At 48.6% G+C, this 24,985-nt stretch carries 22 protein-coding genes; 3 read left to right on the plus strand and 19 right to left on the minus strand.

What is annotated here, in order from left to right; translation table 11 throughout:
• Nucleotides 1–33: 33 nt before the first annotated feature.
• The 9 genes from L6H70_RS14760 to L6H70_RS14800 all read right to left on the minus strand — a co-directional run bounded on the left by L6H70_RS14760 (nt 34) and on the right by L6H70_RS14800 (nt 9,207).
• Complete coding sequence (locus L6H70_RS14760; RefSeq protein WP_236334343.1) at nt 34–915, minus strand: hypothetical protein; 882 nt, start codon at nt 913–915, stop codon at nt 34–36.
• Nucleotides 912–1,895, minus strand: coding sequence for a hypothetical protein (locus L6H70_RS14765; protein WP_236334345.1), 984 nt, complete (start codon nt 1,893–1,895; stop codon nt 912–914). The genes L6H70_RS14760 and L6H70_RS14765 overlap by 4 nt, the downstream gene beginning before the upstream one ends.
• Nucleotides 1,873–3,345 (minus strand): TadA family conjugal transfer-associated ATPase, encoded by a 1,473-nt coding sequence (locus L6H70_RS14770; RefSeq protein ID WP_236334347.1) that lies wholly within the window; start codon nt 3,343–3,345, stop codon nt 1,873–1,875. Before L6H70_RS14770 ends, L6H70_RS14765 begins: the two co-directional genes overlap by 23 nt.
• Before the next feature lie 13 nt (nt 3,346–3,358).
• Nucleotides 3,359–4,186 carry a CpaE/TadZ family protein gene (locus L6H70_RS14775; protein ID WP_236334349.1) on the minus strand — a complete coding sequence of 276 codons (828 nt, stop codon included), beginning with the start codon at nt 4,184–4,186 and terminating at the stop codon, nt 3,359–3,361.
• Nucleotides 4,165–5,046, minus strand: a complete 882-nt coding sequence (locus L6H70_RS14780; RefSeq protein WP_236334351.1) for a CpaB family protein — start codon at nt 5,044–5,046, stop codon at nt 4,165–4,167. The genes L6H70_RS14775 and L6H70_RS14780 overlap by 22 nt, the downstream gene beginning before the upstream one ends.
• Nucleotides 5,047–6,435, minus strand: coding sequence for a CpaE/TadZ family protein (locus L6H70_RS14785; protein WP_236334353.1), 1,389 nt, complete (start codon nt 6,433–6,435; stop codon nt 5,047–5,049).
• A 432-nt stretch (nt 6,436–6,867) separates the two neighbouring features.
• Entirely contained in the window at nt 6,868–7,512 is a 645-nt protein-coding gene (locus L6H70_RS14790) for a YczE/YyaS/YitT family protein (RefSeq protein ID WP_236334355.1), read from the minus strand.
• 224 nt (nt 7,513–7,736) lie between these two features.
• Nucleotides 7,737–8,393, minus strand: a complete 657-nt coding sequence (locus tag L6H70_RS14795; protein WP_236334357.1) for a type 1 glutamine amidotransferase domain-containing protein — start codon at nt 8,391–8,393, stop codon at nt 7,737–7,739.
• A 19-nt stretch (nt 8,394–8,412) separates the two neighbouring features.
• Nucleotides 8,413–9,207: an SDR family NAD(P)-dependent oxidoreductase gene (locus L6H70_RS14800; protein ID WP_236334359.1), complete on the minus strand. Its 795-nt coding sequence runs from the start codon at nt 9,205–9,207 to the stop codon at nt 8,413–8,415.
• A gap of 151 nt (nt 9,208–9,358) precedes the next feature.
• Between L6H70_RS14800 and L6H70_RS14805 the strand changes: the two genes are divergently transcribed.
• Nucleotides 9,359–9,715, plus strand: coding sequence for a winged helix-turn-helix transcriptional regulator (locus tag L6H70_RS14805; protein WP_236334712.1), 357 nt, complete (start codon nt 9,359–9,361; stop codon nt 9,713–9,715).
• 78 nt (nt 9,716–9,793) lie between these two features.
• Here the strand turns inward: L6H70_RS14805 and L6H70_RS14810 are convergent, their stop codons facing one another.
• The 10 genes from L6H70_RS14810 to L6H70_RS14855 all read right to left on the minus strand — a co-directional run bounded on the left by L6H70_RS14810 (nt 9,794) and on the right by L6H70_RS14855 (nt 21,227).
• Nucleotides 9,794–11,272 carry a multicopper oxidase family protein gene (locus L6H70_RS14810; protein WP_236334361.1) on the minus strand — a complete coding sequence of 493 codons (1,479 nt, stop codon included), beginning with the start codon at nt 11,270–11,272 and terminating at the stop codon, nt 9,794–9,796.
• A 49-nt stretch (nt 11,273–11,321) separates the two neighbouring features.
• The gene (locus tag L6H70_RS14815; RefSeq protein WP_236334363.1) at nt 11,322–12,761 is read right to left on the minus strand and encodes a DHA2 family efflux MFS transporter permease subunit; all 1,440 of its coding nucleotides are present in this window, start codon (nt 12,759–12,761) and stop codon (nt 11,322–11,324) included.
• A 76-nt stretch (nt 12,762–12,837) separates the two neighbouring features.
• The gene (locus tag L6H70_RS14820; RefSeq protein ID WP_236334365.1) at nt 12,838–13,794 is read right to left on the minus strand and encodes an SDR family NAD(P)-dependent oxidoreductase; all 957 of its coding nucleotides are present in this window, start codon (nt 13,792–13,794) and stop codon (nt 12,838–12,840) included.
• A gap of 214 nt (nt 13,795–14,008) precedes the next feature.
• Nucleotides 14,009–14,428, minus strand: a complete 420-nt coding sequence (locus L6H70_RS14825; RefSeq protein WP_236334367.1) for a DUF3237 family protein — start codon at nt 14,426–14,428, stop codon at nt 14,009–14,011.
• A gap of 11 nt (nt 14,429–14,439) precedes the next feature.
• Nucleotides 14,440–15,339, minus strand: coding sequence for an alpha/beta hydrolase (locus L6H70_RS14830; protein ID WP_236334369.1), 900 nt, complete (start codon nt 15,337–15,339; stop codon nt 14,440–14,442).
• A gap of 120 nt (nt 15,340–15,459) precedes the next feature.
• On the minus strand, nt 15,460–16,494 hold the full coding sequence (locus L6H70_RS14835) for an ABC transporter substrate-binding protein (RefSeq protein ID WP_236334371.1): 1,035 nt from the start codon (nt 16,492–16,494) through the stop codon (nt 15,460–15,462).
• A gap of 89 nt (nt 16,495–16,583) precedes the next feature.
• Entirely contained in the window at nt 16,584–17,552 is a 969-nt protein-coding gene (yjfF, locus tag L6H70_RS14840; protein WP_236334373.1) for a galactofuranose ABC transporter, permease protein YjfF, read from the minus strand.
• Entirely contained in the window at nt 17,542–18,582 is a 1,041-nt protein-coding gene (locus L6H70_RS14845) for an ABC transporter permease (RefSeq protein WP_236334375.1), read from the minus strand. Before L6H70_RS14845 ends, yjfF begins: the two co-directional genes overlap by 11 nt.
• Nucleotides 18,583–18,589: 7 nt before the next feature.
• The gene (locus tag L6H70_RS14850) at nt 18,590–20,101 is read right to left on the minus strand and encodes a sugar ABC transporter ATP-binding protein (protein WP_236334377.1); all 1,512 of its coding nucleotides are present in this window, start codon (nt 20,099–20,101) and stop codon (nt 18,590–18,592) included.
• Between the two features lie 91 nt (nt 20,102–20,192).
• Entirely contained in the window at nt 20,193–21,227 is a 1,035-nt protein-coding gene (locus L6H70_RS14855) for an ABC transporter substrate-binding protein (protein WP_236334379.1), read from the minus strand.
• A 265-nt stretch (nt 21,228–21,492) separates the two neighbouring features.
• On the opposite strand from L6H70_RS14855, the gene L6H70_RS14860 reads away from it, so the two are divergent.
• Entirely contained in the window at nt 21,493–23,295 is a 1,803-nt protein-coding gene (locus L6H70_RS14860; protein ID WP_236334381.1) for a cache domain-containing sensor histidine kinase, read from the plus strand.
• 1 nt (nt 23,296) lies between these two features.
• Nucleotides 23,297–24,895: a response regulator gene (locus L6H70_RS14865; protein WP_236334383.1), complete on the plus strand. Its 1,599-nt coding sequence runs from the start codon at nt 23,297–23,299 to the stop codon at nt 24,893–24,895.
• Nucleotides 24,896–24,985: the final 90 nt, after the last annotated feature.

The following is a 24,985-nucleotide window of genomic DNA, read 5'->3' on the forward strand; positions in this document are numbered from 1 at the left end:
TTAAGAAGAGCTGATAATCTTGCGTTTGATCCTCTATTGAAACATTTTGATCGAATCGAGAATGGTAAACAGATAATAAATCAGGATATACGCCGCAAGCACCAGGATCAGGGCCATTTGGATCCGTGCGCCGCTGCGTTCCCTTTTCTCAAGCTCATCCTCCAGGGCCCGCACACGAAAGCTGTCCAGTTCATTCTTGAGATAAGCCATCTGAGAGATATTGTCGTACCCTTTCAACCGCGTTTCCATAATATCGCAGAACTTGATGACATAATGCAGGGGTACCCGTTTCTTCAATTGCTTCAGCGCGAACTCCTCACCGTACTCCGTGTTGTCCAGCATCACGCCCAGCTCTTCGCCGATATCAGGATTGGCGTTCGGGATATAATCTCTCAGCACATCGGCCAGATGAATATTCACAGATTTGATGTACTGGTAGTACACCATGCTGTAAAATGCCGGAAAATCAAGCGCGATGTTCCGGTTCTTGCGCTCAATCATTTTCTCCAGCTCGGAGACCGGATACAGCCAGCCCAGGATAATTAAGATCGCCGATAAATAACCGACAATAGTGTTGACCTTCATCATTAGAAGTGTAAGAAGTACAGCGCCCAGCAGATACAGGAGCTGCTCGATGCGGATTTCCTCCGGGCTTTTGCCGAGATCCAGCCGGCCTATCATTTTTTTGAATCTTAGCCTTTCAGTTCCACTGAGCAGGACCCCACCGTACCTCTGCGCAAATCTTAGCTTATAGCGTCTCAGCTTCTGCTTGAACTTTTCGTTCTTACGCTGCTTCATGTACTGGCGGGCGCGCTTCTTCTGGCTCCGGCTGACCGAGCGCATCATCGGATAAAATAAGGTTTTGACCAGGTATAGAATGGACAGCATGGTTGCGAGTTTAGCCAGAACGATCATTTCTTATCGCCTCCGCCGCCCATGTTGCCCTGAAGCACCTGGCTTCTGGCGAAACTCAGACAGACAATGCTGATCATAACCGTATTGATCATTTTACCTGCATCGGTATTGAGCATGAACGCCCGGAAGTCCTCGACGGTCAATGCGTACAGGAAAAACAGAACGATGACAGCCGTCTTCATCAGGAAATTCCGGTTCATTTTGCGAAAAATGGTTTCCTTCTTCAGGTTAATCTCACGCAGCACCGCATTCTCATCGACAATATCCAGGAAAATATCGGCCATCCCTTTGCGCTCGTTATATTCGAAAATAATGGCCTTCTTGGCAAAACTGTCAAATTTGGGCCCAAGCTGCCGGTTCAACAGCTGAATCGCCTGCTTGAAGGAATAACCGTTATTCTCACAGTTGTCGATGAACTGCCGGAAATAAGGCCGGAGACCGGGACTGATATATTCATCGCTCTCCATGACTTTTTTGATCGCTACCAGCACGCCTTCGCGGGCCAGCGGACAGATGACATCCTCAGCATCCATAATGTTCTCCAGCCGTTCCGCCTGAATCGCCCTTGACTGCATGACGAAGAAGGTCAACAGACCGATGAACATGGAGATCGTGATCAGCACGGACAGGGTTATGCTTTTCATGAACAGAATGACCAGAAGCGCCACAATAGCAAAACAGATACAGAGCATAGAGGTAAAGCTCTCCAGCGTGAACGGCATATTGAAATCAAGAATCAACCCTTCAACCATACGGTTGTATTTGGCGTAAATATTCTCCTTGCGCTTTACGATCCGCTCGCGTTTTACCCTGTCTACATAACGTTTGGTATTGTAGCGGCCCAAATGTTCCGCGAGGATATCCACCTGCTCCAGAAGGTAACCGCCCAGGCCCTGAAAGAATTTGACACCGAATATCGCGTTGAACAGAATAAATCCGGCCAGTCCGAGCATCAGGCTAGTGACTAAAGGCGTATCCATGGAACTCGTACACCTCCGATTCTTCCTCAGCCGGATCGGTCGTGAACAGCTCGAAACGGCTGCGTTTGATCCCGGCCTTAATCATCTGCTGCTGAACCTTCTCCGACAGCTTACCGACCCGGCGGTGGCGCCCGGCGATCCGGATAACCTTTCTGCCTCCATCCCATTCTTCGATGACATCGTCATATTCGTACCGGTATATCTGGTTGATCAGCGGGTTCAAGCCGTCCGCACCGAGAACTTCGGAAATAGAAGTGACTTTACGGGTGCCGTCCGCCAGCTTCTCCTGAAAAATAACGAATTTCACGGCACTGCATATATTTCGGAGCGCGAGCTCGGCCGGTTCATTAGAAGCCATGAGATAAGCCGTCAGAAAGCGGTAAATCGCCTCCTTATCTCCTTCAGCGTGAAGCGTTGAGAAAAAGTAATGTCCCGTCTGGGCAGCCCGCAGGGCCGTTGCGAATTCACCCGGCGTCCGCAGCTCGCCCGGGCCGATCCAGTGTGGGGACTGGCGCATCGCGTTGATGAGCAAATTCTCCATCGTCGCCGGACTTGAATCATCTTCCTCCGGTACCGATTCGTATTGCAGTACATCGTTTAGCACCCGTCCGTGCTCGCTTCCGCTCTCCCGCTGGATAAGCCGCATCTCTGAGGGATTCTCGATTGTGATGATGCGCTGCATCGGGTTGATCTCCTTGACCAGTATCTCATTCAGCGTCGTCTTGCCGCTTCCGGTCGGCCCTACAGTAATCCAGGATAGATCCGATTTAGGAATCAGCGACAGCAATTTGTACATATTGGAGGAGAAGGATTCATTCTCGACAAGCATCTTCGGGTTGATGGTTTTTTTGCTGAATTTGCGGATAACGAACGCCGGCTGGCCGTACGGTGATATTTCCGCGTGAGTCGCATTGACGCGGTACCCTTCGATTGTTCTGGCGTTCACCATCGGAATCTTCGGGATCAGCCGCATCTTGGAAACACCGATCAGCTTTGCGATGATCCGCTCCATATGTTCCCGGTCAGTAAAATGCTGATCCCACGGGATCGATCTTCCTCCGCTTTCGACGAAGATCTGATCCGGACCGTTGGCGCGGATTTCATCAATCGCCGGATTCTCCATCGCTTCGGTGATCGGGCCGTAATGCGTGATTTCATTAATCAGTGCGTTTTTCAGCTGCGGCAAATTAGGAAATCCCTCGACCGATGGCATCTGTGAATCCACGAATTCGTTGATATAGGCCTTTGTCATTTCCCGCTTCCGGGCGGGGTCGGTTTCCCTGCGGTAGGCATGTGTTGTAATTTTGGTAATGTATTTCTGGCACAGCTCCAGCGCTTCCTCGAAACTGATGATCGTATATTTACTGGCCAGCTCCTCCAGATTTTCCTTGGATTGGACCTGATGCAGCACCTTTTGCTGCATGTCGCTAATTTTCCCGCGTGTCAGCAAGGCTCTCTCTCCTCTATTGGTCCGCCAACCGGTCGGCCAGTTTCTGAATGTCCTTCTTGAAGTATTTGTTTACAATCGGGCTGTCCTTGATATATAGCCTGCCTTCATGAGCACAGGTGACGGCGTCCTTTACAAGCGGCAGAGCGGCAGCAATATGAAACCCTGTCTCATTCATAACCTTGTAATCAAACTCGATATTCTGCAGATTCATCATAATGACGCTCATGAATTTGGCGGTGCTGATACCGACCGACTGGGCGAAATCCAGCAGCTTAACCATGTTGACCGTCGCTTCCATCCGTTCAGAAGCCGTGAAATATCCAATGTGGCAGTATTTCATCGCCCCCAGACAGAATTCCAGAGGTGGGTTGTTCGGAATATCGATCAGCACAATGTCGAACATAGTCTTCAAGGTCTCGATAACTCGCTCCAGATGACTGAACTCAAAGTCGAAATATTCCTCCATCAAATCCTGCGGGCTGGGAGACAGCAAGTACAGCCGCTCATATTTCGTCTTCGTAAGCTCCTCGCGAAAATCAACCTTGTCGCTCTTTAGCAACTTGATCAGGCCTTTCCCCTTTTTGGGGGCAGCGGCATCGAAATGCTGGTACAGACTGGGGTAGAATACTTTCAGATCCACTACGCATGTATTAAGACCTTTTTGTGAAATCAGGTAGGCAAGGTTGCTGATCAGCAGTGCGTTATCAACAAAGTCTGTCGCAGGAATAAAGCCAATCACGCTATAAATCAGGCTGTTTTCCTGAAGCTCTGCTCCAACCAGATCTTTAGAAGATATTTTTTGAAATATACTATCCAGCCCTATTCGCCGTTTCCGATCCATGATTCCACCTCTTTCTCCAAGGTGGGCAGCTGATCTGCGATCACATTGCTGTCCTTCCGGCTCAGGATCGTAATCAGAAACGAATTGCCATCCAGTCCTTTAAATCTGGCAAAATTATTGATCTGCTCCGTCGTTCCCTCCAGCAGCAGTGCCCGCGGCTGAATGTTCTTCAGGAAATCCTTGCTCTTCATCACTTCCTGCTTTTTGTTCTCGTCCAGCTTCTGGACTTCTTTATACACTTCGTAAATGGAATGGCTGTTCGCGTTCAGCATATCCTTGACAACAATGCTGTCGAATAGAATTTCCGTCTTTTTAACCTTGTTCGGCGACTGGGAATAAACCGCATTCGGATTGCCGCCGTTCCCCCCCGCTTGTTCGACCTCATAAGTTACCCGGATTCTCACCCTGTCTCCAGGCATCAGAATGTCGCCTCCTACCTCAAGGAAGTTGTATGGCAGGGTAAGCACTTCATTGCTCTCCTCTACCTGGTACAGCCACTCATTTTTCTGCGGTTTCTCATCAATCAGCTGGTCCTTGAACAGCACTGTATTCTTTCGGAGGAAGTTGGCTGTCAGTTTCCCCTCGACCTCATCCAGGTCCTCAGCAAGCACCATGTCTTCTGTATATTCCTTTTTGATGATGTTGTATTTCTCAATCAGCTTGTCATCCAGCGCCACGAAGGCGGGAATGCCTTCGCTGGGCTTGACCCGCAGAACTTCGACGACATCGTTCGCATCCCGACTTGCCCTCGTAATCACTAGATAAGAGGCCACAATGATAATGATGCTGAAGAGCAGAGCCGCTCCCCGCTTGAACAGCTGTCTGTTCGGAGCCGCATTCTTAAGACTGCTCAAATCCATTTATCCCGTTCCCTCCAATAGGCGTAGAAGTATGTTTCCGTAAGCGCGCTCGTAATTAATGCTGCTGTGTACTAGCGGCACGTCAGATTCGATCTGTGAATCGAAATCGCTGCTGTAGGGGACGTAACCCGCTACTTTCATTTCATAGGTGAATTCTTCCATAAGTCCAGAGGTAAGCACCCGGCTCACAGCTTCCGGCGTAAAGCTCTCTCCCTGAAAACGGGATCTATCGTTATACTTAGTGACTACAAGTTTAGACTTCGCATTAAGATAGACCGCCTGTTCCTTAGGGAGACTGTTCTCCACATTTCTTAAGGTGCTTAATACGGAATACAGGTCATTAGGCACGCAAAGTCCAAAGCTATCGATATGTATCATGATTTCCAGGTACTGGCGGAGCAGGTCCAGCGGGAGGTCAAGTACAATCAGATTGAATCGGTTCCTAAGCAGGGACAAAAGTCCGGTGAGCCGCGCCTCCGTTACGAACTGGCCGATCAGCCTCGGATCATTGAATTCGTAGCCCAGCCCGGTCAGCCAGACGTTCTCCCTAATAGGAAAAGCCGTCGATGTGTAATCCTGAGGCCGCGCCAGAGTCCGGATCAGCGAGGCATTAATATCCTCATCACGCTTGGTCCGTTCATGGAATTTGCCGAAATACATATTCGTGCTCCGGTAGTCTATATCCAGATCTACAATCAGTGCGGTGAGTCCCCTCCGTCCAGCTTCGCTGGCTAAGTTGACTGCCGTGCTCGTCACTCCGCTCCCCCTGTGACCCGTTACCGCCACGACTCTGCTGATTCCCCGGCTGATCCGCTCCAGCTCCCGGGTCAGGACATCCGTGGGCTCCGGAGCCTGGCGTTCTTTGGTTTTCGGCCGGAACCGGTCAAGAAAGGATTTACGGGCCGGTTCTCCTTCCCGGCTGCTTCCCGCTTCCAGTCCGGGAAGCATTCCGCCCTCAGCGCCACGGGCAGGTTTTTGGGCTTTTCGCCCTGAAAATTCTCTAGTCCGCCGTAGGGCTTCCAGAAACAGCTTTGGTGTTACTCTTATGTATTCGCTGACGATAATTCCAACCTGGGGATATTTAGCCCGCAGATTCTCCCACTCCTGCTCTTTCCAGCTATCCAAGGTAATCAAGATGACCGGAACCGCGGTAGGCCTCAAGGCAGTCAGGGCACTCATCAAGGCTTCGAGATCGCGTCTGTCCTTCTCAATCTGCATGCTTAGCGCGTCATCTGTAATGAGGATTCCGTCCGGTTCGGGAGCGGTATCGGCAGCATAGCGGACCGATTCATTAAGCGTAAGCTCCGTATCGTTTATCACTTCGGTAATGCTGTCTATGTACTGACGTGCGACGGTTCCGTATCGGCCCGCGATTAATAGTAGTCTCATGGGGTCCTCCTTATGTATCAGGTACAGAAGCGGGGGAGAGTCCGCATGCCGGGCCAGTAAGACCAGAAAACGGGTAGCTACTCCGTAAGACTGAGAAATACTGGAAGTTTCTAAATTTCATAATGGTATATTAAACCATAAGATAGCTAACGAAACATGTTACTTTAGAATGAATTTCATTTAATATATTCCGCATTTTAACAATTTAATTTTGATATATTTTCGATCAATTAGGTCAAAAGTCATCCATTTCACTTTTTCTACCGGTCTCTGTAGGCACAAAAAAAGACCCTAACCAAGATTTGGTTAAGATCCTTTTGTATTAGGATGCAAATTAAACGTAAAATTTACCTGTTTACCAGGTCTTAGGTCTATAAAGTCTAACTCTGCAGTTGAGTGCAAAAGATAATCCTTTTATAAAAATTCTATCCTTTATCCGGCTGTTGGACCCCTCTTTGCCAGAAGCTTCTTCGTAAAATTCACATCAAAGAACTGAATGATGGGTCCCAGACCGAATACGGTCGCCAGTGTTCCCAGCCCGATGATGCCACCTGCCAGGAAGCAAACCAAAGCACAAAGAGCATCTGTAAACATTCGATGCCAAAAATATGAGATTTTCGGGAATCTTTTGTTCATAATCAGGGACAGGCTGTCATAGGGAGCTACTCCAACCTGTGATGTCTGATACAAGGATATACCAAAGCTGCAGACCACCACGCCAATCGCCACGGTGGCCACCTGCAGCCAGAACATCTGAGGTTCGCCCAGCAGATCTATCCAGATATTATAAAAGAAAGTGGCTATGTAACCCAGAAAAATGGCATTTACGAAGGTTCCGGCTCCAATTAACTTTCGTCCCCAGATAACTTGTATTACAAACAATACAAGATTCAGTAAAATTAGAAAATTGGCATATACGATACCGCTGGTGTCTGCAAGTGCCATCACCATGCCGCTGAAGGGATCGTTCCCCAGGCCAGACAGCTTAAAGATACTGATTCCCATGCCCAGAAAAACATTGCCTAAAACCATAATAATCAATCGTGTTAAATCCACCTTAAGCAAATACCTCTTCATATGGCCCGTCCTATGTTCATAGTATAGTTCTGCTTTTCACAAACAACGAGGTCATTATATCATAATTTCACTGGCAGGGCGGTACCTTCTTCCAGGCTAAACACCTTCCGGTAAAGAAATATTTAAACAGAAATGACCCGCAGGATGGCCATTGGTTTAAAATGTCCATCCTGCGGGTCATATATTTTTCCACAATGCCTACATTAGAATGTGTTGGACCCTCATTAACCGATTTTCCGGATAACGGCATCAGCAACGGCAAGGGTTGATTGAGGATTCTGTCCTGTAACCAGATTGCCGTCGATTTCAACGTGGCTCACCCAATTCGGGGCAGCAACATATATGGCTCCCAGCTCACGAATTTTGCTTTCGAGCAGAAACGGCAAATCTGATTCAAGGCCCGTCTGCGATTCTTCTGGATTGGTAAAGGCGTTAACTCTTTTTCCGGCCACAAGCGGATTGCCGTCCGATAATGTTGCACCGACCAGCCCGGCAGGGCCGTGGCAGACCGCAGCTACTATTTTGCTGTTCTCATAAAACTGCCGCAGAAGCTGCTGAAGCTTGGAGTTGCCCGGCAGATCATACATGGTACCATGTCCACCCGGGAGGAATATAGCATCAAACTGGCTCTCTGATACTTCCTCCAGCGGAACGGTGTTAGCAAGGTGCTCTTGAGCATTCAAAATTTCTGCCGGAGTATTAACATCGACACTGCCTGGATCAACCGGCGATTTCCCTCCAAGGGGACTCGCTACAACTACCTCATAACCTTGCTTCTGAAATGCTTCATACGCTTCGGCAAATTCAGATAACCATATTCCTGTTGCTTTACCTGGCTTAATCTCTGAATGATTCGTTACAACCATCAATATTTTTGTCATTCTGATCTCCTCCTTAAATTTACATAATAGACTGGATAATACCGCCTTCGACGCGCTGGGCAATGCCATTGATAGCCGCTGCGTTAACAGAGCTTAGAAATACGATTGTATCAGCTACTTCCTCTACGCTTGCGAAACGCTGAATTAAGGAGGTAGGTGTGCTTTCCTGGAAATACTCACGGATGAAGGGTTCCAGCTCCTGACCTTTCTCCGTAGCCAAGTCCGTAATGAATTTGGCAAATCCCTCTGTCCAGGTTGGGCCGGGAAGCACAGAGTTGACGGTTACGCCTGTCCCCTTCGCCAGTTCAGCCAATCCCCGGGATAGTGTAATGAGGGCCGTTTTAGAAACCCCGTAAGGAATCAGTTCCGGATAAGGCTTAATTCCTGCTTCGCTGGCAAGGTTGATGATTCGCCCCCAATTTTTATCAATCATACCAGGAAGGAATGCGCGGGAAAGCCTTACGGAACTGAGCACATTGGTTTGATAATAGCTCAGCCATTCCTCATCCGTAACGTCTACAAAGGGTTTAACTTCAAAGACCCCGGTGTTGTTAACTAGAACGTCCAAGGAACCCAACTCGTTGACCTTATCCACCAGAACCCGGCTTTCCTCGGCAGTGGATACATCGGCTGCAATTCCGTACACCGTACCGAATACCGACAACTCCTCAACAACGGCTTGAACCCCCTTCTCCGTTCTGCCATTGATAATGACACGGGCACCTTCCTGAAGGAAGCTCTTAGCCGTGCCCTTGCCAATTCCTCCTGTAGATCCTGTAACAAGGACCAGTTTATCCTCTAATCCTAAATTCATAGTGCTTACCTCCAAGCTGGTATTGGTTGACCGTTTAAGATCATGTGATCATTGTAGAGTGATAATTCGAATTAAAAAAGTACGCACTATTTAGTGCCATAGATACTTTATGGTACTATAGGAACTAAAAAGTGCTTAGGAGGTGCTTCAGATAAAGAGGTATAATATCCCCGTTGAGGCGGCTTTGGAAGTCATAGGCGGTAAATGGAAAGTAGTCATTCTCTGCCATTTGATCCTGGGCACCCGGAGAACAAATCAGTTAAAAAAACTAATGCCTGGCATCACGCAAAAGATGCTCACCCAGCAGTTGCGTGAGCTTGAGAGTGATGGCGTAATTGAACGAAAAGTATACAATCAGGTTCCGCCGATGGTAGAGTACACATTAACGGAGTATGGCTCATCTCTTAAAGATATTCTCGACTCGTTGTGCAAGTGGGGCGAGAATCATATCGTGAAGGTGCATGGAGTCAACCACGACCTCCTTGAAGAGAGCATACTGAATCATTAGAACAACGCACGCAAACAAGCAGGCTAGAACCGATAGCCTGCTTGTTTGTGTTTGGATAAGTCCAAAGGTGAAGTGGTATCATAGATCCGGAAGGTTACCTGAACGTTTCCCTACCCGGTAAGAGGTCGTCACCCCTTCGTAGTTCAACATCATGCTCATCCCCATTGAGCTATGCTCAAGATTATGACAATGTGCCATCCATAATCCGGGATTGTCGGCTTTTAGGAGTATTTCGTAACGTTCACCTTTCGTAGTCAACAATGTATCAAGATAAACGGGACTGCCCGTCAAAGGAATACCGTTCTTGCTCCACACGCGGAAGGAATGACCGTGTATATGAAACGGGTGATCCCCGCCTCCTTCGTTAATGATGGTGATCTGCACGTACTCTCCTTCTCTTACACTCATTGGGGGAATCTCGTGAAAGGCATGACCATTAATGGTTTTGATGAACATCGATTGGCTAAGTATAAGCTCGTAGCTCCGATCAGGCGTAGGTTTAGCTGAATGATCCTCCAGTAGCGGTGTTCCATAATCCGTGAAAGAGAACATCCCTTTATTTTCAGCTCGTACCGGCTCTACCCCGCTCCCTAGAGTTATAGGCAGATTCTTCATAGAATCGCTATGAACAATAACCTTTGTCCCCTTCGGCAGTTGAATAAGGATGTCGTAACGTTGGCCAGAACCTACAGGAATTAGAGTGTTTTCCAGACTCCCTGGTTCATGCAAATCATGCCCATCCATCGCAATTACTTTAAACGGAGCGCCGTCGATTGCAAAATGCAAGGTCTCATTCCCTGCATTGGTCAACCGCAGTTTCACCTGCTCGCCTGCTTTCCCCTCCACAGTTAATCCGCCGGTTGTTCCATTTAACAGCTGGGTGGAGTTTAGATCCTGATAAAATGCATTAACCTCAATGGATGCGGGCATTTCGCCAGCAGATTTAGGTTCGACGATAAGGGAGCCCACCAGCCCCATTTTAGCCTGTATGGAACTCATCTGATGGGAATGATACCAGTACGTTCCCGGCTCAGAGGCGATAAACGTGTAGGTAAATTGTTCTCCAGGCGCTACGGCGTTCTGAGTGACTCCTGCCACACCGTCCTGCGAGCAAGGAACATTGACGCCATGCCAATGAATTGTCACCCCGTCTTTAATATCCAGATTGCGAAGCTTGACCACAACCCTGTCGCCTTCCTTGACGCGCAGGACCGGGCCGGGTGATCCCCCGTTGAACGTCCATGCCTCTACCCTCTTACCGTTATCCAGCTGTAAGGAAGTACTAGCAGCCAGAAGTTCGAATTCGCGGGTAGGCGCTGTTGTCTCCCCGGCAACGATAGATTCGCAAGCTATGCTTTGTTGTACATGATTATGATGATGTCCGGCAGCCGTCATGATCTCACCAGAGGCATGCTGATGCTGGGCCATATTAATTTCAACAGGCTTCTGAAGCCGGATTTGCCAAAAATAAATGGCAATCAATGCCCCAATCACGATGATCAACAGTGCAGGAACTCCAAAGAAAAATACCCGTTTCTTGCTTGTCAGCTTAGACATGAGCCATGCTCCTTTTCTAATAGGACTGTGTTTACGATTTAGTTACTGATTAATCAATAACTTCACCATTTGTATGATTTCTTACGATGAGAATGACCAGGATAGCTCCAATAACGGATAGTGCCGCAGCCCCTAAAAAGACCCAGGAGTAGCCTCCTGTTAACGCCTCCGCCTGTAATGCTCCTCCGCCCAATAAATCTGTTGTACGGATGAAGGATAATGTCGTTAAAACAGCAAGCCCGACAGCTCCGCCGATTTGCTGGCTCGTATTGACCAGGCCGCTGGCAAGCCCTGCTTCGTTATCTGATACACCGTGAACAGCTAACTCTGTCCCTACAACAAAAGCTCCTCCTAATCCAATGCCGATCATAAGGGTCGGGGCCAACAGATGCACCGCGAATGTGGCGTTGCTTGGTGTCTGTGCCAGCCAGACAAGCCCTCCTGCCAGCAGGAGCAATGAAATAACCAGCGTGTTGCGCATTCCCATTCTTGCTACGACTGCAGGTATGGCGCCGGCAATAATGACTAAGGCACCTGCGAGCGGGAGCTGGGTGAGACCCGCCTTCATGGCATCATAATGAAGTACCTGCTGCATATAGACAGAGAGCGCAAAGAATAATCCTGTTGTAGCTCCACCGATAAGCAGCATTGCTAAATTCCCGCCAAGTACAAACCGGTTATCGAAGATCGCCAAGGGTAGAAGCGGATGGGATACCCGTTTTTCTATAATGATGAATGCATTAAGAGATACCAATGAAAGACCTGCCAATCCTAAGGTTACAGGTGATGTCCAACCGCCTTGCTCGATCTGTGAGAGTGCGGCAACAAGGGTTACGATTCCCGCAGTAACCGTAATTGCACCCGGCATATCCAGGCTTGTGCGTTCCCTCGCAATATCTTTCGAAACCAGAAAGGGAATAGCGGCTATGACGAGAAGCCCGATGGGCACATTTACATAAAATACTGCAGGCCAGCCAAACGATGAGGTTAATACTCCGCCTAAAAGCACGCCAGCTGCGCTGCCTATTCCAGCGACAGCGCCCCAGATTCCAAGCGCCTTGGCGCGGTCGCGCGGATCCATGAACAATTTGGCTACCAAGGCGAGTGCAGCCGGTGCCAGAAGTGCAGCTGAGGCGCCTTGCAATGCCCTTGCTGCAAGCAGCCATGTACCGGATTGGGCTAATCCCGCAACCCCAGATGCAAGCGAGAATCCAGCAACACCAATTATGAACAGCCTGCGGTGGCCATAACGGTCAGCCAGTCTTCCTCCCAGCAACAGCAGGCCCCCGAACGGCAGCACATAGGCCGTGATCACCCAGCTGAGCATATTTGTGTTCATTTGAAGATCTGTTCCAAGGGACGGAAGGGCAATATTGACAATAGATGCATCCAATACGACTAGAAATTGGGCAAGTGAAAGCACGATAAGCGCCCACCAGCGAAGCGGAAATACTTGTTGAATAGACGGATTTTGATAAACGGTACTCATAAGGCAACTCTCCTTTAATGGTTTTGTTTATAATTCGAATTTGTGAGTAATCAATCAATAACTAATTTACAATAGCTTACATACTCTTTTGTAAGGCCAGGACAGTGGAAGTAATCCCCTCTTGGAACGGTGTTACGGTGATGGGGCCGATTAACCGTTTGTATTTTTCTCCGCTTAGCGTCAAAGGATCCTCAGTTAAATACAGCATCTCGACCACTTCTTTCATGACAGGTACAAACATGCCCAGCAGGGATAAGCCTAGCTTTTTCATTGGAATGACCGGCTTCACCTGGCCGCTTGCCGTTTGAGCAATCCGTACGATCTCCCGGCCCGATAAGAGCCCGGCTCCCGGGATATTCCAGTTCTGGCCGTACGCGAAGTCTTTGCCTGCCAGATTGGTAATCATAGCCGCCGCATCCGGTAAATAGATGAATTCACGAGGGACCTTCATGTTCCCCACGAAAAATGCCATTTTCCCGGCAGCGATTGCTTCCAGAGTTGAACCTAGATACGAAGCTTCATTAGCCGTCGGTCCATAATAATCGGGCAAGCGGACTATCATGACTTTCGCCTTACTCCACCGCTTGCTGAACAACATCTTTTCATAGTCCAAGCGGATTTTTCCTTTTTTCGTATGAGGCTGCTTGGGATGTTCTTCTGTAACAAGATCCATCTGTTTTCTCCCGTAAGGGTAGATCCCGTCAATCGCTACCACTTTGACCGCTAGCCGTTCTGCCGCCTCCATTACAGATTCACCCAGCGGGATCAGTTTGCTTACCATTTCGTGATAGGGTACGTTCGCACAATGGAATAATACCTCTGCGCCGCCTGCTTGAGCTATAATGTCGTCAGGGTTCATGGCGTCTCCAACAGCAATCGTCAAATGCGCAGGATTTCCAAGGGTTGCAGCGAACCGTTCCAGTTTCGAACGTGAACGCCCAAATGCAATAGTACTTATCCCCCGTTTCACCAATTCTTCCGTGATTGCTGCTCCCGTCCCGCCCGTTGCTCCAATTACAATCGCTTTTTTCATTTTCATTACCCTCATTTCATTTGGTTTGTTATTGACCAATCACTAACTTAACCAGATCATACCAGCACGTTAGTGATTAGTCAATAACTAAATTTAAATTTTAAAGTGATTTTAAAGGAACCAGATATCAAATAAGGCAGCAATGACATTCCTAATGGAAATGCATTGCTGCCTTCTCGCCAAATCAATCTATTCATGTTCACAACGGCAATCTTTATACTGCCCTGTATATTTTTATATCTATCCCTGACTCAGTTGAATGTCCTTCCCCGACAAAGATACCGCTATTTAAGAAAGACAATGCTTTACTATCCGTAATCATTTTGGGTGACGTGCGGAACAGACAGGTCTTCAGCTCTTTATGGATATCCCCGTTATTTTCGATGTGAATTTTGCAGGGCTGCCCGGTATAGTCCTTTCCCTCCAGCATATACCTGGCCGACAGACTATGCCGGTCGCCGGATCTCCCAATGATCTGAGTGTCCACCCCGCCATCAAGAACTATTCCTTCGAAATATTTTCCCGTCACGGTGCCGGTGAAAGAAATCATGACTACGGAATCATTGTCGTTATTGCGTAATTCGGTCGACTTCTCTATTTGCACATGTACAGTGAGCACTTCCTCAAATTCCATGTGATCCCTCCTCAGCGTGGCCGGTTTAAGTGAGCAGATAAAAATTTAGCTGTAATGTCTAGCACCTGAGGACTCCAGAAGCCTGGCCCGTGATCCGCGCCTGCCACCTTATAGAATAATACGTTCTGTCCATGCGCTTTCAAAGCTTTATACATCTCTATACTCTGATTAATATGTACAATATGATCACTGTCTCCATGCACGATCAGAAACGGCGGAAGCGCTTTAGATAAATCCTGATGAATAGGGCTCGCCTTCTTCGCCAATTCTGTATGTTCCTTTACGGATCCGCCAATCAACAAGCCTTCCGGAGAGTCGGCTGCATCGTGGTCAAGGATATTATTATACTTCCCTAAGGTCAGCAGGTCCGAGACCCCGTAATAGTCGATGACTGCGCTAACTTCGTCTGACTGTTCACTGTATAGACCGTTATCGTACTCGCCCATGGTAAGTCCAGTCATCAATGAAAGATGTCCGCCGGACGAATCTCCCCATACCGCTACACGGTCCGTATCAACCCCATACTCCTCAGCATGTTTACGCATATACCGGATTGCACATTTCACATCTTCAACTGCTGCCGGGAAGGGTGCGATGTCGGTGTCCCGAATTTCAACGCTGGCTATCACGTACCCTTTTGCTGCAATGTGAGAGAGGTTCGGAAGACCGGAGTATACATCTTGTTTTCTCCATGCAGAACCTTGGATAAAGACGACTAGAGGAAACTTATAGCCGCTGCGGGATGGCATGATAATCTGCAGTTTTCTTTCCAACTCGCCGTAGGTTGCGTAAACTACATCAGGACGGTAAGTACAAGAATAATAGGACCCTCCTTCCGCAAAATCCCCATACAGAATCTGTGTTCCTTCGGGGGTTTCATTGGCTGCGATATCCGCTGCTTTCTGATCCACTGTTAACAACTCCTTGTATATAAAAAGTAGCCTTACCAGATTCTTCTTACAACAAATATACTATCATATTTAGGTTTAAAAAAGCATGCAGCGCTGTACGGCTCCAGCATCCGGCTCTTCCTAATATTTACGGTACTCCACTTCTTTAGCAGCCAGTTCCTGAGTGAAAATATCCTCGGGGGTGACCATCCTTTTGGGTAGGGTTCTCCCGGCCATGATTTCTTTTACAGCCTGCATCAGCAGAGGGCCAAGCAGCGGATTACACTCCACAACCGCATTAATATTCCCGTCAACCATCTGCTCGAATGCGCGCCGGGTGCCGTCTACAGAAATGATGATGATATCGCTGCCCGGCTTCAACCCAGCCTCCTTGATCGCCTCTACTGCACCTATTGCCATATCATCATTGTGGGAGAACAGCACCTGAGGCCACTTCTCTTTAGGCTGCTGCAAAAACTCCCTCATGACCTCCCGGCCACGTTTCTGAGTAAAGTCTGCCGGTTTCGTCTGAGTGATTTGATAATTACCATTTGCTTCAATGGTCTTCCGGAAACCTAATCCACGGTCGATAGAAGGGGTGGATCCCACGGTTCCCTGCAGCTCAGCGATTTGAATGATACCGGAGTGATGGCGCATTCGATCCATCATATATTTGGCTGCCTTCACACCTTCTTCATAAAAGTCGGATCCGATAAAAGTAATGTAGAGCGAGCTGTCCTCCACGTTCACAGACCGGTCCAAGATAATGACCGGTATACCGGCCTCCCTGGTTTCCTCAAGAATAGCCTCCCAGCCCGTCTGCACTACAGGTGCAATAGCAATCATATCCACATCCCTGCGGATGAAAGAGCGGATCGCCTCAAACTGTTTGTTCTGATCCTGTTCAGCATTCGTCATAAGCAGCGTTATTCCAGCTTCTGCGGCCGCCTCCTTGATAGAGGCCGTATTTGCCTCCCTCCAAGTACTCTCTGAGCCAAGCTGGGAGAATCCCAGGATAATAGGCTTCATGGGATTCGGCTCGCCAGGAGGTTCGTAACCAGTAATTAAAGGGGAAACGGGCGGAGGAGCTGTAGGCAGGGAATGCTCCCCACTGCTTATGGAGCAGCCGGACATGAGCAGCAACCCCAAAATCAGACACCATTTTACCAGTTTCATGGATGACCCTCCTGTGTGGTAGCGATTTCATATAACATAACAAAACATTGGGAAACAGACGAACCGTCTCCCAATGCATATATTCCCTGTTATTGTTTCAGTGAAGAACGGTTCGCGCTTAATACCCGCTGCAGAAGGATGAATACGAACAGCAGCAGGCCGATGACAATTTTGGTCCACCAGGAACTCAATGTACCTTCAAAACTGATGATCGTTTGAATTACACCTTGAATGAGTACCCCGAAAAAGGTTCCAAGTACATATCCTACACCGCCGGTGAGCAGCGTGCCTCCAATAACTACGGCGGCAATCGTATCAAGCTCAAAGCCTACCGCATGAAGCCCATATCCTGACAGCATATAAAAAGTAAACACAATGCCAGCAAGTGCAGAACATAATCCGCTTAAAGTATAAACTAAAACTTTAGTGCGTGCTACAGGAAGTCCCATCAGCAGCGAGGATTGCTCACTGCCTCCCAGCGCATATACATTGCGTCCGAAACGGGTATAGTGGGCGATGAAGATCGCTAAAGCTGCAATGATTAAGGCGATAATGGCACTGATCGAGATGAAGCTTCCGCCCGGCAATGCAATTTTGGTCTGTGCTACAGAGGTGTAGAACGGATTATCGATCGTTATTGTATCAATACTAATCACATAACATAGCCCTCTGGCCATAAACATCCCTGCCAACGTCACGATGAACGGCTGAATTTTGAAATAATGAATAATGGCGCCCATCCCGCATCCAAATGCAGCCCCCATCAGCAGTACCAGTGGTATAACAACCGCGGGCGACCAGCCATGCTGCTGTACTAGGCTGGCAGAAACCATGGTGGAGAGTGCGATAATAGACCCGACAGACAGATCGATCCCGCCCGATAGAATGACAAACGACATTCCAACGGCTGTAATAAGCAGAAACGCATTGTCTATAAGCAGGTTCATCAATACCTGTAGCGAGAAGAAGCCGGTATACCGGAAGGAGCCCGCGGTGAACATCAGAAGGAATAATAGAATCGTTACAACAATAGGTATATATTTGCGGTTAAGAGACATGACGGATACTCTCCTTTTCTCCGGGATAATGGCGCGTCTTCCAGCGGTAGAAAATAGCGGCCCGGAAACTGTCAGACTGAATCAGGCAGACAGCAAGAACAACAAACGATTTAACAACAAGCGTGATTTCCGGTGGTACACCGATCATATAGATCGTAGTAGTCAGTGTCTGGATAATCAGCGCACCAATTACCGTTCCTGTAAGATAGAAACGTCCACCGTTCAGGGAGGTTCCTCCAATCACGACGGCCAGGATCGCATCAAGCTCATACCATAGCCCCGCATTGTTACCATCGGCACTCGAGACATTGGAGCTGAGTATCAGTCCGGCAATCCCTGCGCACACCCCGCAGAATACATAGACCGATAGAATGACCCAATTTGCCCGGATACCCGCCATAAGGCTTGCCGTCGGATTGCATCCGACCGACTCAATGAACAAGCCCAGTGATGTTTTGCGGGTAAGCAGCAAGGCGACAATCAGCATCAGGACTACTACAAAAATAGAAAACGGCAGTGTGGCCAGCGCCCCCGAGCCAATGTAGGAGTATTTGCTGCTGCTAACTGTTATAATCTGCCCTCCGGTCACTAACTGGGCGATTCCGCGTCCGGCAACCATTAGAATCAGTGTAGCGATAATCGGCTGAATTCCGGCTACCGAGACCAGCAGACCGTTCCACGCCCCGAGGAGGACCGACAGTCCGACGGCAAGCAAAATTGAAATTACAATCAGTCCGAGCGCATTCTGGTCTGTGCCTTTACTGATTGTCAGGCAGGCAAGTGCACCTGAGATGGCGACGATAGAACCTACCGACAGGTCGATGCCTTTGGTAGCCACGACAAGTGTCATCCCGATGGCCACCAGTATCAGCGGGGCACCGAAATTAAGAATATCTATCAGACTGCCGTATAGATGTCCATCATGCATTGTGATTGAAAAGAAATCCGGCGAATAGAACAGATTGAACAGCAGCAATGCAGCCAGGATACAAAGCGGCCAGAATAGATGATGCTTGTATAGTTTTCCCATTCCCGTTTCAGCCCCCCGCAATTGCCTGCATAATTTGATGCTGGCTCATATCTTTGCCTGAGATTTCCTTAACCTTATGGCGGTCACGTAATATGGCAATCCGGCCGCTTACGCGCAGCACCTCCTCCAGTTCGGAGGAAATGAACAGAAACGACATGCCTTGTCGTGACAGCGACAGTACCAGCTTCTGAATCTCCGCTTTAGCTCCAATGTCAATTCCCCGGGTAGGTTCATCAAGGATGAACAGCTGTGGTGAAGTCAGCAGCCATCTGGCCAGCAGCACCTTTTGCTGGTTCCCTCCACTCAGGTTCTTAATCAGATGGTCGGGACTCGGAGGATTGATGTTCAGCATGCGGATATATTCATCCGCATACTCTTCCTGCTGTTTGCGGGAAATGGTGCGGAATACACCTTGTTTGGCCTGAAGGGCCAAGATAATATTCTCCCTGACGGTCAAATCGCCGATAATTCCCTCTGTTTTACGGTTCTCTGAGCAGAATGCAATCCGGCGCCCGATCGCCTCACGGGGAGTATGGACACCTTCGCTTCTTCCAGAGAATATCAGTTTACCGGAGTCCGGCTTGTCGGCACCGAAGAACAGGCGGGCCGCCTCTGTCCGGCCTGATCCGAGCAGACCGGCAAGTCCCACTACTTCTCCTTTATGGATGGACAGATCGAAGGGTTCAATGGCTCCCTTGCGCCCCAGACCATCCGCTTTGACCAATTCTTCACCAAGAGAATCCTTATACTCTTCAGCCAGACTAGGCAATTCCTCCAGTAAGTTAAGCTCCTTGCCAATCATTTTGAGCACAAGATCCAGCCGCGGCAGATCCTTGGCCATGTACTCGCCGACAAACTCACCGTTCCGCAGAATGGTTACGCGATCAGAGATCTCATACATCTGATCCAAAAAATGAGTGACAAATAGAATCGCCAGCCCATCCTGTTTCAGCTTCTCCATGATCCGGAAGAGCTGCTGCACCTCATTCTTGTCAAGACTTGAAGTCGGTTCGTCAAGAATCAGCACCTTGGCCGAAATATTGAGCGCTCTGGCAATCGCCACCAGCTGCTGCACCGCAACAGAATACATATAGAGCGGCTCCGTGACATCAATCTGCAGATTCAGGCGTTCGCTGAGGATTTCCTGAGCGCGCTTATTCATTTCCTTCCATAGAATTCTCCCGAATTTTCTCGGTTCTCTTCCGATAAATATGTTCTCTGCAACTGTCAGATTAGGGCATAGGTTCACTTCCTGATATACGGTGCTGATTCCCGCAGCCTGCGACTCCAGCGGACTCTGCACCGAAATAGGTGCCTCCTCCATTTCCACGCTGCCCTCATCTATCGAATACACACCGGTCAGCACCTTGATCAGCGTCGACTTGCCAGCGCCATTCTCACCCATCAATGCATGAACCTCACCTGGAAACAGACGGAGATTCACATTACTAAGTGCTTTGACACCTGGAAACCGCTTGTGAATCTGCTTCATCTGCAGTATGGGCTTCTGAGTGCTCATTTCGTCATCCACTCCTCTTTGTCCATAGAAACCACTCCGTCAGCTGCTTCAGAAGCCGGCGGAGTGGCACTATGCAAATCAATTTGCCTGATTAATATGGCCGGCTTGGCAAAGCTTCCTTCGCCTGCTCTGAAGTGAACGTCGATTCCTTCGTCACAATCCGCGCTTCTACCGGCTTGCCATCTACCACATTCTGCACAATGTCCATCAGCTGGGGTCCGAGCATGGGATTGCACTCCACGATAAAGTTGATTTTACCTTCACTTGCCGCCTGCATTCCGTCCTTGACAGCATCGACGGAGATAATCGTAATATCCTGGCCCGGTTTCAGCCCTGCTGCTTCAATCGCCTGAATCGCGCCGAGTGCCATATCATCGTTATGGGCATATAGAACATCAATGTCCTTATTGGCTTTTAAGAAAGCCTGCATAACCTCTTTGCCCTTAGCCCGTGTGAAATCGCCGGTCTGTGAAGCAATGACTTTGAGATGCGGATTGCTAGCAATCACTTCGGCAAAACCAGCCATCCGGTCATTGGCCGGAGCAGAGCCTGTAGTTCCCTGCAATTCAACAATGTTGATATCCTCTGTGGTATCCTTATACTTCTCAGACAGCCACTGACCCGCCTTTCGTCCTTCTTCCACGAAGTCAGAACCGAGGAAAGTTACGTACAGAGAAGTATCCTTGGAATCTACTGCACGGTCGGTCAGGACTACCGGAATTCCCGCATCCTTCGCTTCCTTAAGTACGGTATCCCACCCGGACTCTACGACCGGTGAAAATGCAATTACATCTACCTTTTGCTGTATGAAAGAGCGGATCGCCTTAATCTGGTTTTCTTGCTTCTGCTGCGCATCCGAGAATTTCAGGGTATAACCCGCTTCTTTGGCAGAATCCTGAATGGACTTGGTGTTTGCGCTACGCCAGCCGCTTTCCGCTCCAACCTGTGAGAATCCGAGCGTGATATCTTTGGCTTCCTTCGTATTGCCGGTATTTGCTGCTGGAGCTTTAGTTGCCTGGTTACCGGAATTCGCCTGATTTCCCCCGTTGTTATTGCCGCACGCCCCGAGCATTACCATAGATAGGGTAAGCGCAAGAACCGCTCCCATTTTCCCGATTCTCTTCATGTAATTTATTTCCTCCCCTTTGTCATTCACCATCATTTGGTGTTGGCCCCAGTATAAACCGCTTTCAAAATGGCAAGATACAGGTTCGCTTTGCCATTTGTTTTCTTTTTTTATGTTTTTATGGATTCATCTTAAATTTGGTGTATATTTTTGTTTGGAATGTGTAGATTTTGATTGCGCTTTCTTTACTACTCCCAAGAGGGTGGCATTTGTTATACACTAAGGTTTGAAACCATGTGAATCTTACACTGAGGGGATATTACCGATGAGGATGATACGTTTGATCTCCTCCAGCTTGAGGGCAAAATTGCTGGTCTTGTTCATCATACTGACCACCATTCCGCTGATTGCGGTTGGACTTGTTGCCTACCAGAAATCCTACACTTCGATCTCCAGCCACAGTAAAGCGGCAAGTATGCTGCAGGCAGATACGCTTGGACGAAATATTGATAATCTGTTTACAGACACAGAGCGGCTGCTGGAATTGAGCAAGAACCCGCAGGTCATCCACTTCCTGTTCTCGCAGTCGGAAACCTATCAGGAAGCCAAGGAGATTTTGCAGACTTTTGCACTATATAGGGACACCTACAAATATGAAGATGTTATGAATATCAGTTTTATTAATCTGTATGGCAAAGGCATTAGTGAACGAAAAGGAGTCTTCCAGTCCAATATCAATCCGCTGCGCAATCCGCATTTCCAGCTTCTCACCCAGTATCCGGATTCGGTGCTTAGAGTCCCTCCCGCCATGACATCCGGATTTGACCGTGTTGATGGTTTTACTTACCCGGACCAGGGCGTTATTTCTATAATTGCGGCTGTGAAGCAGCGGATTACCCATGAAGTCATTGGCTTCATCATTATTGACTTGGACGATTCCTTCTTTAAGGAATTTGGCGAAAACGTCAGTATCGGCAAGACAGGGTTCTTCTGCATCCTGGACCAGGAGAATCATCCTATCTATGTGCCGTCAGCCGGCAGGCAGGATTTGAATATTCTTACCTCAACAAACTTTTCCACTCCAGAATGGTCCAGCCGCAACAGCTTTGTATTAAATACGAAGGGACAGCCATGGTTTGTTGTTTACACCCCTTCGCTCACTACAGGCTGGAAGGTAGTGGGTCTTGCACCGCTTCAAGAAGTAGTCTCTGAGGCTAACCGGATCCGGCAGCTGATCATTGTCAGTGTGGTGCTCAGCATTGTATTCGTCATCATCATTCATTTCTTTTTGACCCGCAAGCTCACCCAGCCTATCCAGCTTCTTCAGCATAAAATGAGACTGACTGCAAGCGGCTATCTGGAGGCTAAAGTCAAACCTTCGGGCAATGATGAAATTGCTGATTTAGGTCAAAGCTTTAATATCATGGTTGAAAAAATAAAGGGGCTGCTGGAGCAAAGCATTAGGGAGCAGAAACTGCTGCAAAAGGCGGAGCTGCGTACGCTTCAGGCACAGATTAATCCCCATTTTCTGTACAATACACTGGATTCCATCGTCTGGTTGGCTGAAGCGAACAAGAATGATAGTGTCATCCATTTGGTCAAAGCGCTATCCCAGTTTTTTCGGCTCAGTCTGAATAAAGGACGGGATTGGGTCATGATCCGTACAGAACTGGCACATGCCCAGAGCTATCTGACTATCCAGCAGATGCGGTACCGGGATATTCTCGAGTATCAGATTCAGGTGGAACCAGAGCTTCAAGAGTATCCGATTCTCAATATGACCCTGCAGCCGCTGATTGAGAATGCAATCTATCATGGAATCAAGAATAAACGCGGTAAAGGACTGATTACGGTCAGCGGTTATGCGGAAGGCCATTCATCGGTCGTACTCACCGTTACGGATAACGGCATCGGCATCTCCGCCGAGCGGCTGGCGCATCTAAGGAACCAATTGAATCAGCCCGCCCAGGTAGAAGAAAGCGATCTTACGGAAGGCGGTTTCGGGCTGCTGAATGTGCATCAGCGTCTGCGCCTATATTTCGGAGAAGAATATGGACTCCAGCTGGACAGCACTGCCGGGGAATGGACAACAATCTCCGTCCGCATACCCAAGAACAAGGGGGCTTGACATGAAGAAGGTAATGCTGGTCGATGATGAAATTCTGATTCGTGAAAGTATACGGGAGTGTGTCGATTGGGAGAAGGAGGGTTTCATTTATTGCGGAGACGCCCCTGACGGCGAATTGGCTCTGCCGCTGATTGAACAGCAGCTTCCAGATATTCTCATTACCGATATCAAAATGCCCTTTATGGACGGGCTCGAGCTCAGTTCCGTCGTCCGCCAGCGGCTCCCGCAGATCAAAATTATCATCCTAAGCGGACACAACGATTTCCAGTATGCACAGACCGCACTGCGGCTCGGTGTGGAGGATTACTGCCTGAAGCCGTTCAGCGCTGCGGATCTTATCCAGCTGTTACATGCAGTAAGTGTCAGAATAGATGAAGAACAGCGCTTGAAAAGACGATATGCCTACACTCCTGAAAAGCTGTTTGCCGATCTGTGCGGCGGGCTCATCGGCACCGCAGCCGCTATTGAGGCGGCAGATCAGTTAGAACTGCAGCTTACCACTTCCTATTATGCGGTTGCCATTTTATCATTGTCCCCTTCCGATCCGCAGGATACAGAAATCGGCCACGAAGCATACCGGTCTGCCCAACAACTGTTAGACGAACGGCTGGGTGAGCTTCAGGATATTTTCATGTATAAACGAAGCCGTACAGAAACTGTAGTGATTCTGAAGGGAAGCCTGCGAGAAGAACTTTCCAGCAAGATGAAAGCCTTTACAGAAAGCTTGCAAATTAAGCTAAAGGCTGCATTTAACTGTGATCTGTCCCTCTCTCTTGGCAATGTTCAGGACCGGTTGCAGGGAATCCATATTTCCTATCTGGAAGCTGAGGAAGAGAAAACCTGGAAGAAGATATCTAAGCAAAATAAAGCTGCTCTGTGGGAGTCCTCCTTTGATTCTTTAACAAACAGAGTGCTCCCTGACCGGAACCGGCTGGTTGATTTCCTGAAGCTCGGCTCTTCAAAAGAAGCACCCGACTTTATCAGGCAGTTTACTGCAGAGATGAGCAGCTTAAACTGGGAATCCATGTACGCCTATTACTTAATCAACGATCTTACGCTTGAATTGGTTCTTACGGCCAAGAGAAGCTTTCAGACGGGCGGAAATACGGAGGATTTAATGAAAGATCTGCAGCAGCAGATCCGCAACATCGCAAGTTTCGAGGAGTGCCAGGATTACCTGCTTACACTGCTGGAGCAATTATGGAAATGGCGGCTGGAAGGTTCGGATAAATATGGAGAGCTGATTGACAAAGTCAAGCTGCACATCCGTCAGCATTATGATGATGACCAGCTCTCCCTCTTCGAAATCTCCAGACATATTGGCGTCAGCTCCAGCCATCTCAGTAAGATTTTCAGCCAGGAAACCGGGCAGACGATGACGGAATATTTAACGTTTACCCGGATCAGCAAAGCGAAAGAGCTGCTAAAAACGACCCGCTCCAAAACGTTCGAAATCGCTTTTCAGGTAGGCTACAACGATCAGCATTATTTCTCCAATCTGTTTAAGAAAGTCACCGGCTTGACCCCTACAGAATACCGGAAGCATGGCTTTGCAGAGGACCAGGGCAGGTTGGCCAGGGAAGGCGGTAGCAATCTATGAGATCAGGCTCAGGACATGCAAGGCGTTTCTTACTGCCGTTGCTAGCATCTCTGCTTCTTATAAGCGGATGCGAAGGCAATAGCACCAGAA

Source organism: Paenibacillus auburnensis (assembly GCF_927798115.1).
Classification (GTDB): domain Bacteria; phylum Bacillota; class Bacilli; order Paenibacillales; family Paenibacillaceae; genus Paenibacillus_AQ; species Paenibacillus_AQ auburnensis.

Coding starts and splice junctions, on each gene's coding strand:
- L6H70_RS14760 (WP_236334343.1), bottom strand. CDS start 915: ATGATCGTTCTGGCTAAACTCGCAACCATGCTGTCCATTCTATACCTG.
- L6H70_RS14765 (WP_236334345.1), bottom strand. CDS start 1,895: ATGGATACGCCTTTAGTCACTAGCCTGATGCTCGGACTGGCCGGATTT.
- L6H70_RS14775 (WP_236334349.1), bottom strand. CDS start 4,186: ATGGATCGGAAACGGCGAATAGGGCTGGATAGTATATTTCAAAAAATA.
- L6H70_RS14780 (WP_236334351.1), bottom strand. CDS start 5,046: ATGGATTTGAGCAGTCTTAAGAATGCGGCTCCGAACAGACAGCTGTTC.
- L6H70_RS14785 (WP_236334353.1), bottom strand. CDS start 6,435: ATGAGACTACTATTAATCGCGGGCCGATACGGAACCGTCGCACGTCAG.
- L6H70_RS14790 (WP_236334355.1), bottom strand. CDS start 7,512: ATGAAGAGGTATTTGCTTAAGGTGGATTTAACACGATTGATTATTATG.
- L6H70_RS14795 (WP_236334357.1), bottom strand. CDS start 8,393: ATGACAAAAATATTGATGGTTGTAACGAATCATTCAGAGATTAAGCCA.
- L6H70_RS14800 (WP_236334359.1), bottom strand. CDS start 9,207: ATGAATTTAGGATTAGAGGATAAACTGGTCCTTGTTACAGGATCTACA.
- L6H70_RS14810 (WP_236334361.1), bottom strand. CDS start 11,272: ATGTCTAAGCTGACAAGCAAGAAACGGGTATTTTTCTTTGGAGTTCCT.
- L6H70_RS14815 (WP_236334363.1), bottom strand. CDS start 12,761: ATGAGTACCGTTTATCAAAATCCGTCTATTCAACAAGTATTTCCGCTT.
- L6H70_RS14820 (WP_236334365.1), bottom strand. CDS start 13,794: ATGAAAAAAGCGATTGTAATTGGAGCAACGGGCGGGACGGGAGCAGCA.
- L6H70_RS14825 (WP_236334367.1), bottom strand. CDS start 14,428: ATGGAATTTGAGGAAGTGCTCACTGTACATGTGCAAATAGAGAAGTCG.
- L6H70_RS14835 (WP_236334371.1), bottom strand. CDS start 16,494: ATGAAACTGGTAAAATGGTGTCTGATTTTGGGGTTGCTGCTCATGTCC.
- yjfF (WP_236334373.1), bottom strand. CDS start 17,552: ATGTCTCTTAACCGCAAATATATACCTATTGTTGTAACGATTCTATTA.
- L6H70_RS14845 (WP_236334375.1), bottom strand. CDS start 18,582: ATGGGAAAACTATACAAGCATCATCTATTCTGGCCGCTTTGTATCCTG.
- L6H70_RS14850 (WP_236334377.1), bottom strand. CDS start 20,101: ATGAGCACTCAGAAGCCCATACTGCAGATGAAGCAGATTCACAAGCGG.
- L6H70_RS14855 (WP_236334379.1), bottom strand. CDS start 21,227: ATGAAGAGAATCGGGAAAATGGGAGCGGTTCTTGCGCTTACCCTATCT.
- L6H70_RS14860 (WP_236334381.1), top strand. CDS start 21,493: ATGAGGATGATACGTTTGATCTCCTCCAGCTTGAGGGCAAAATTGCTG.
- L6H70_RS14865 (WP_236334383.1), top strand. CDS start 23,297: ATGAAGAAGGTAATGCTGGTCGATGATGAAATTCTGATTCGTGAAAGT.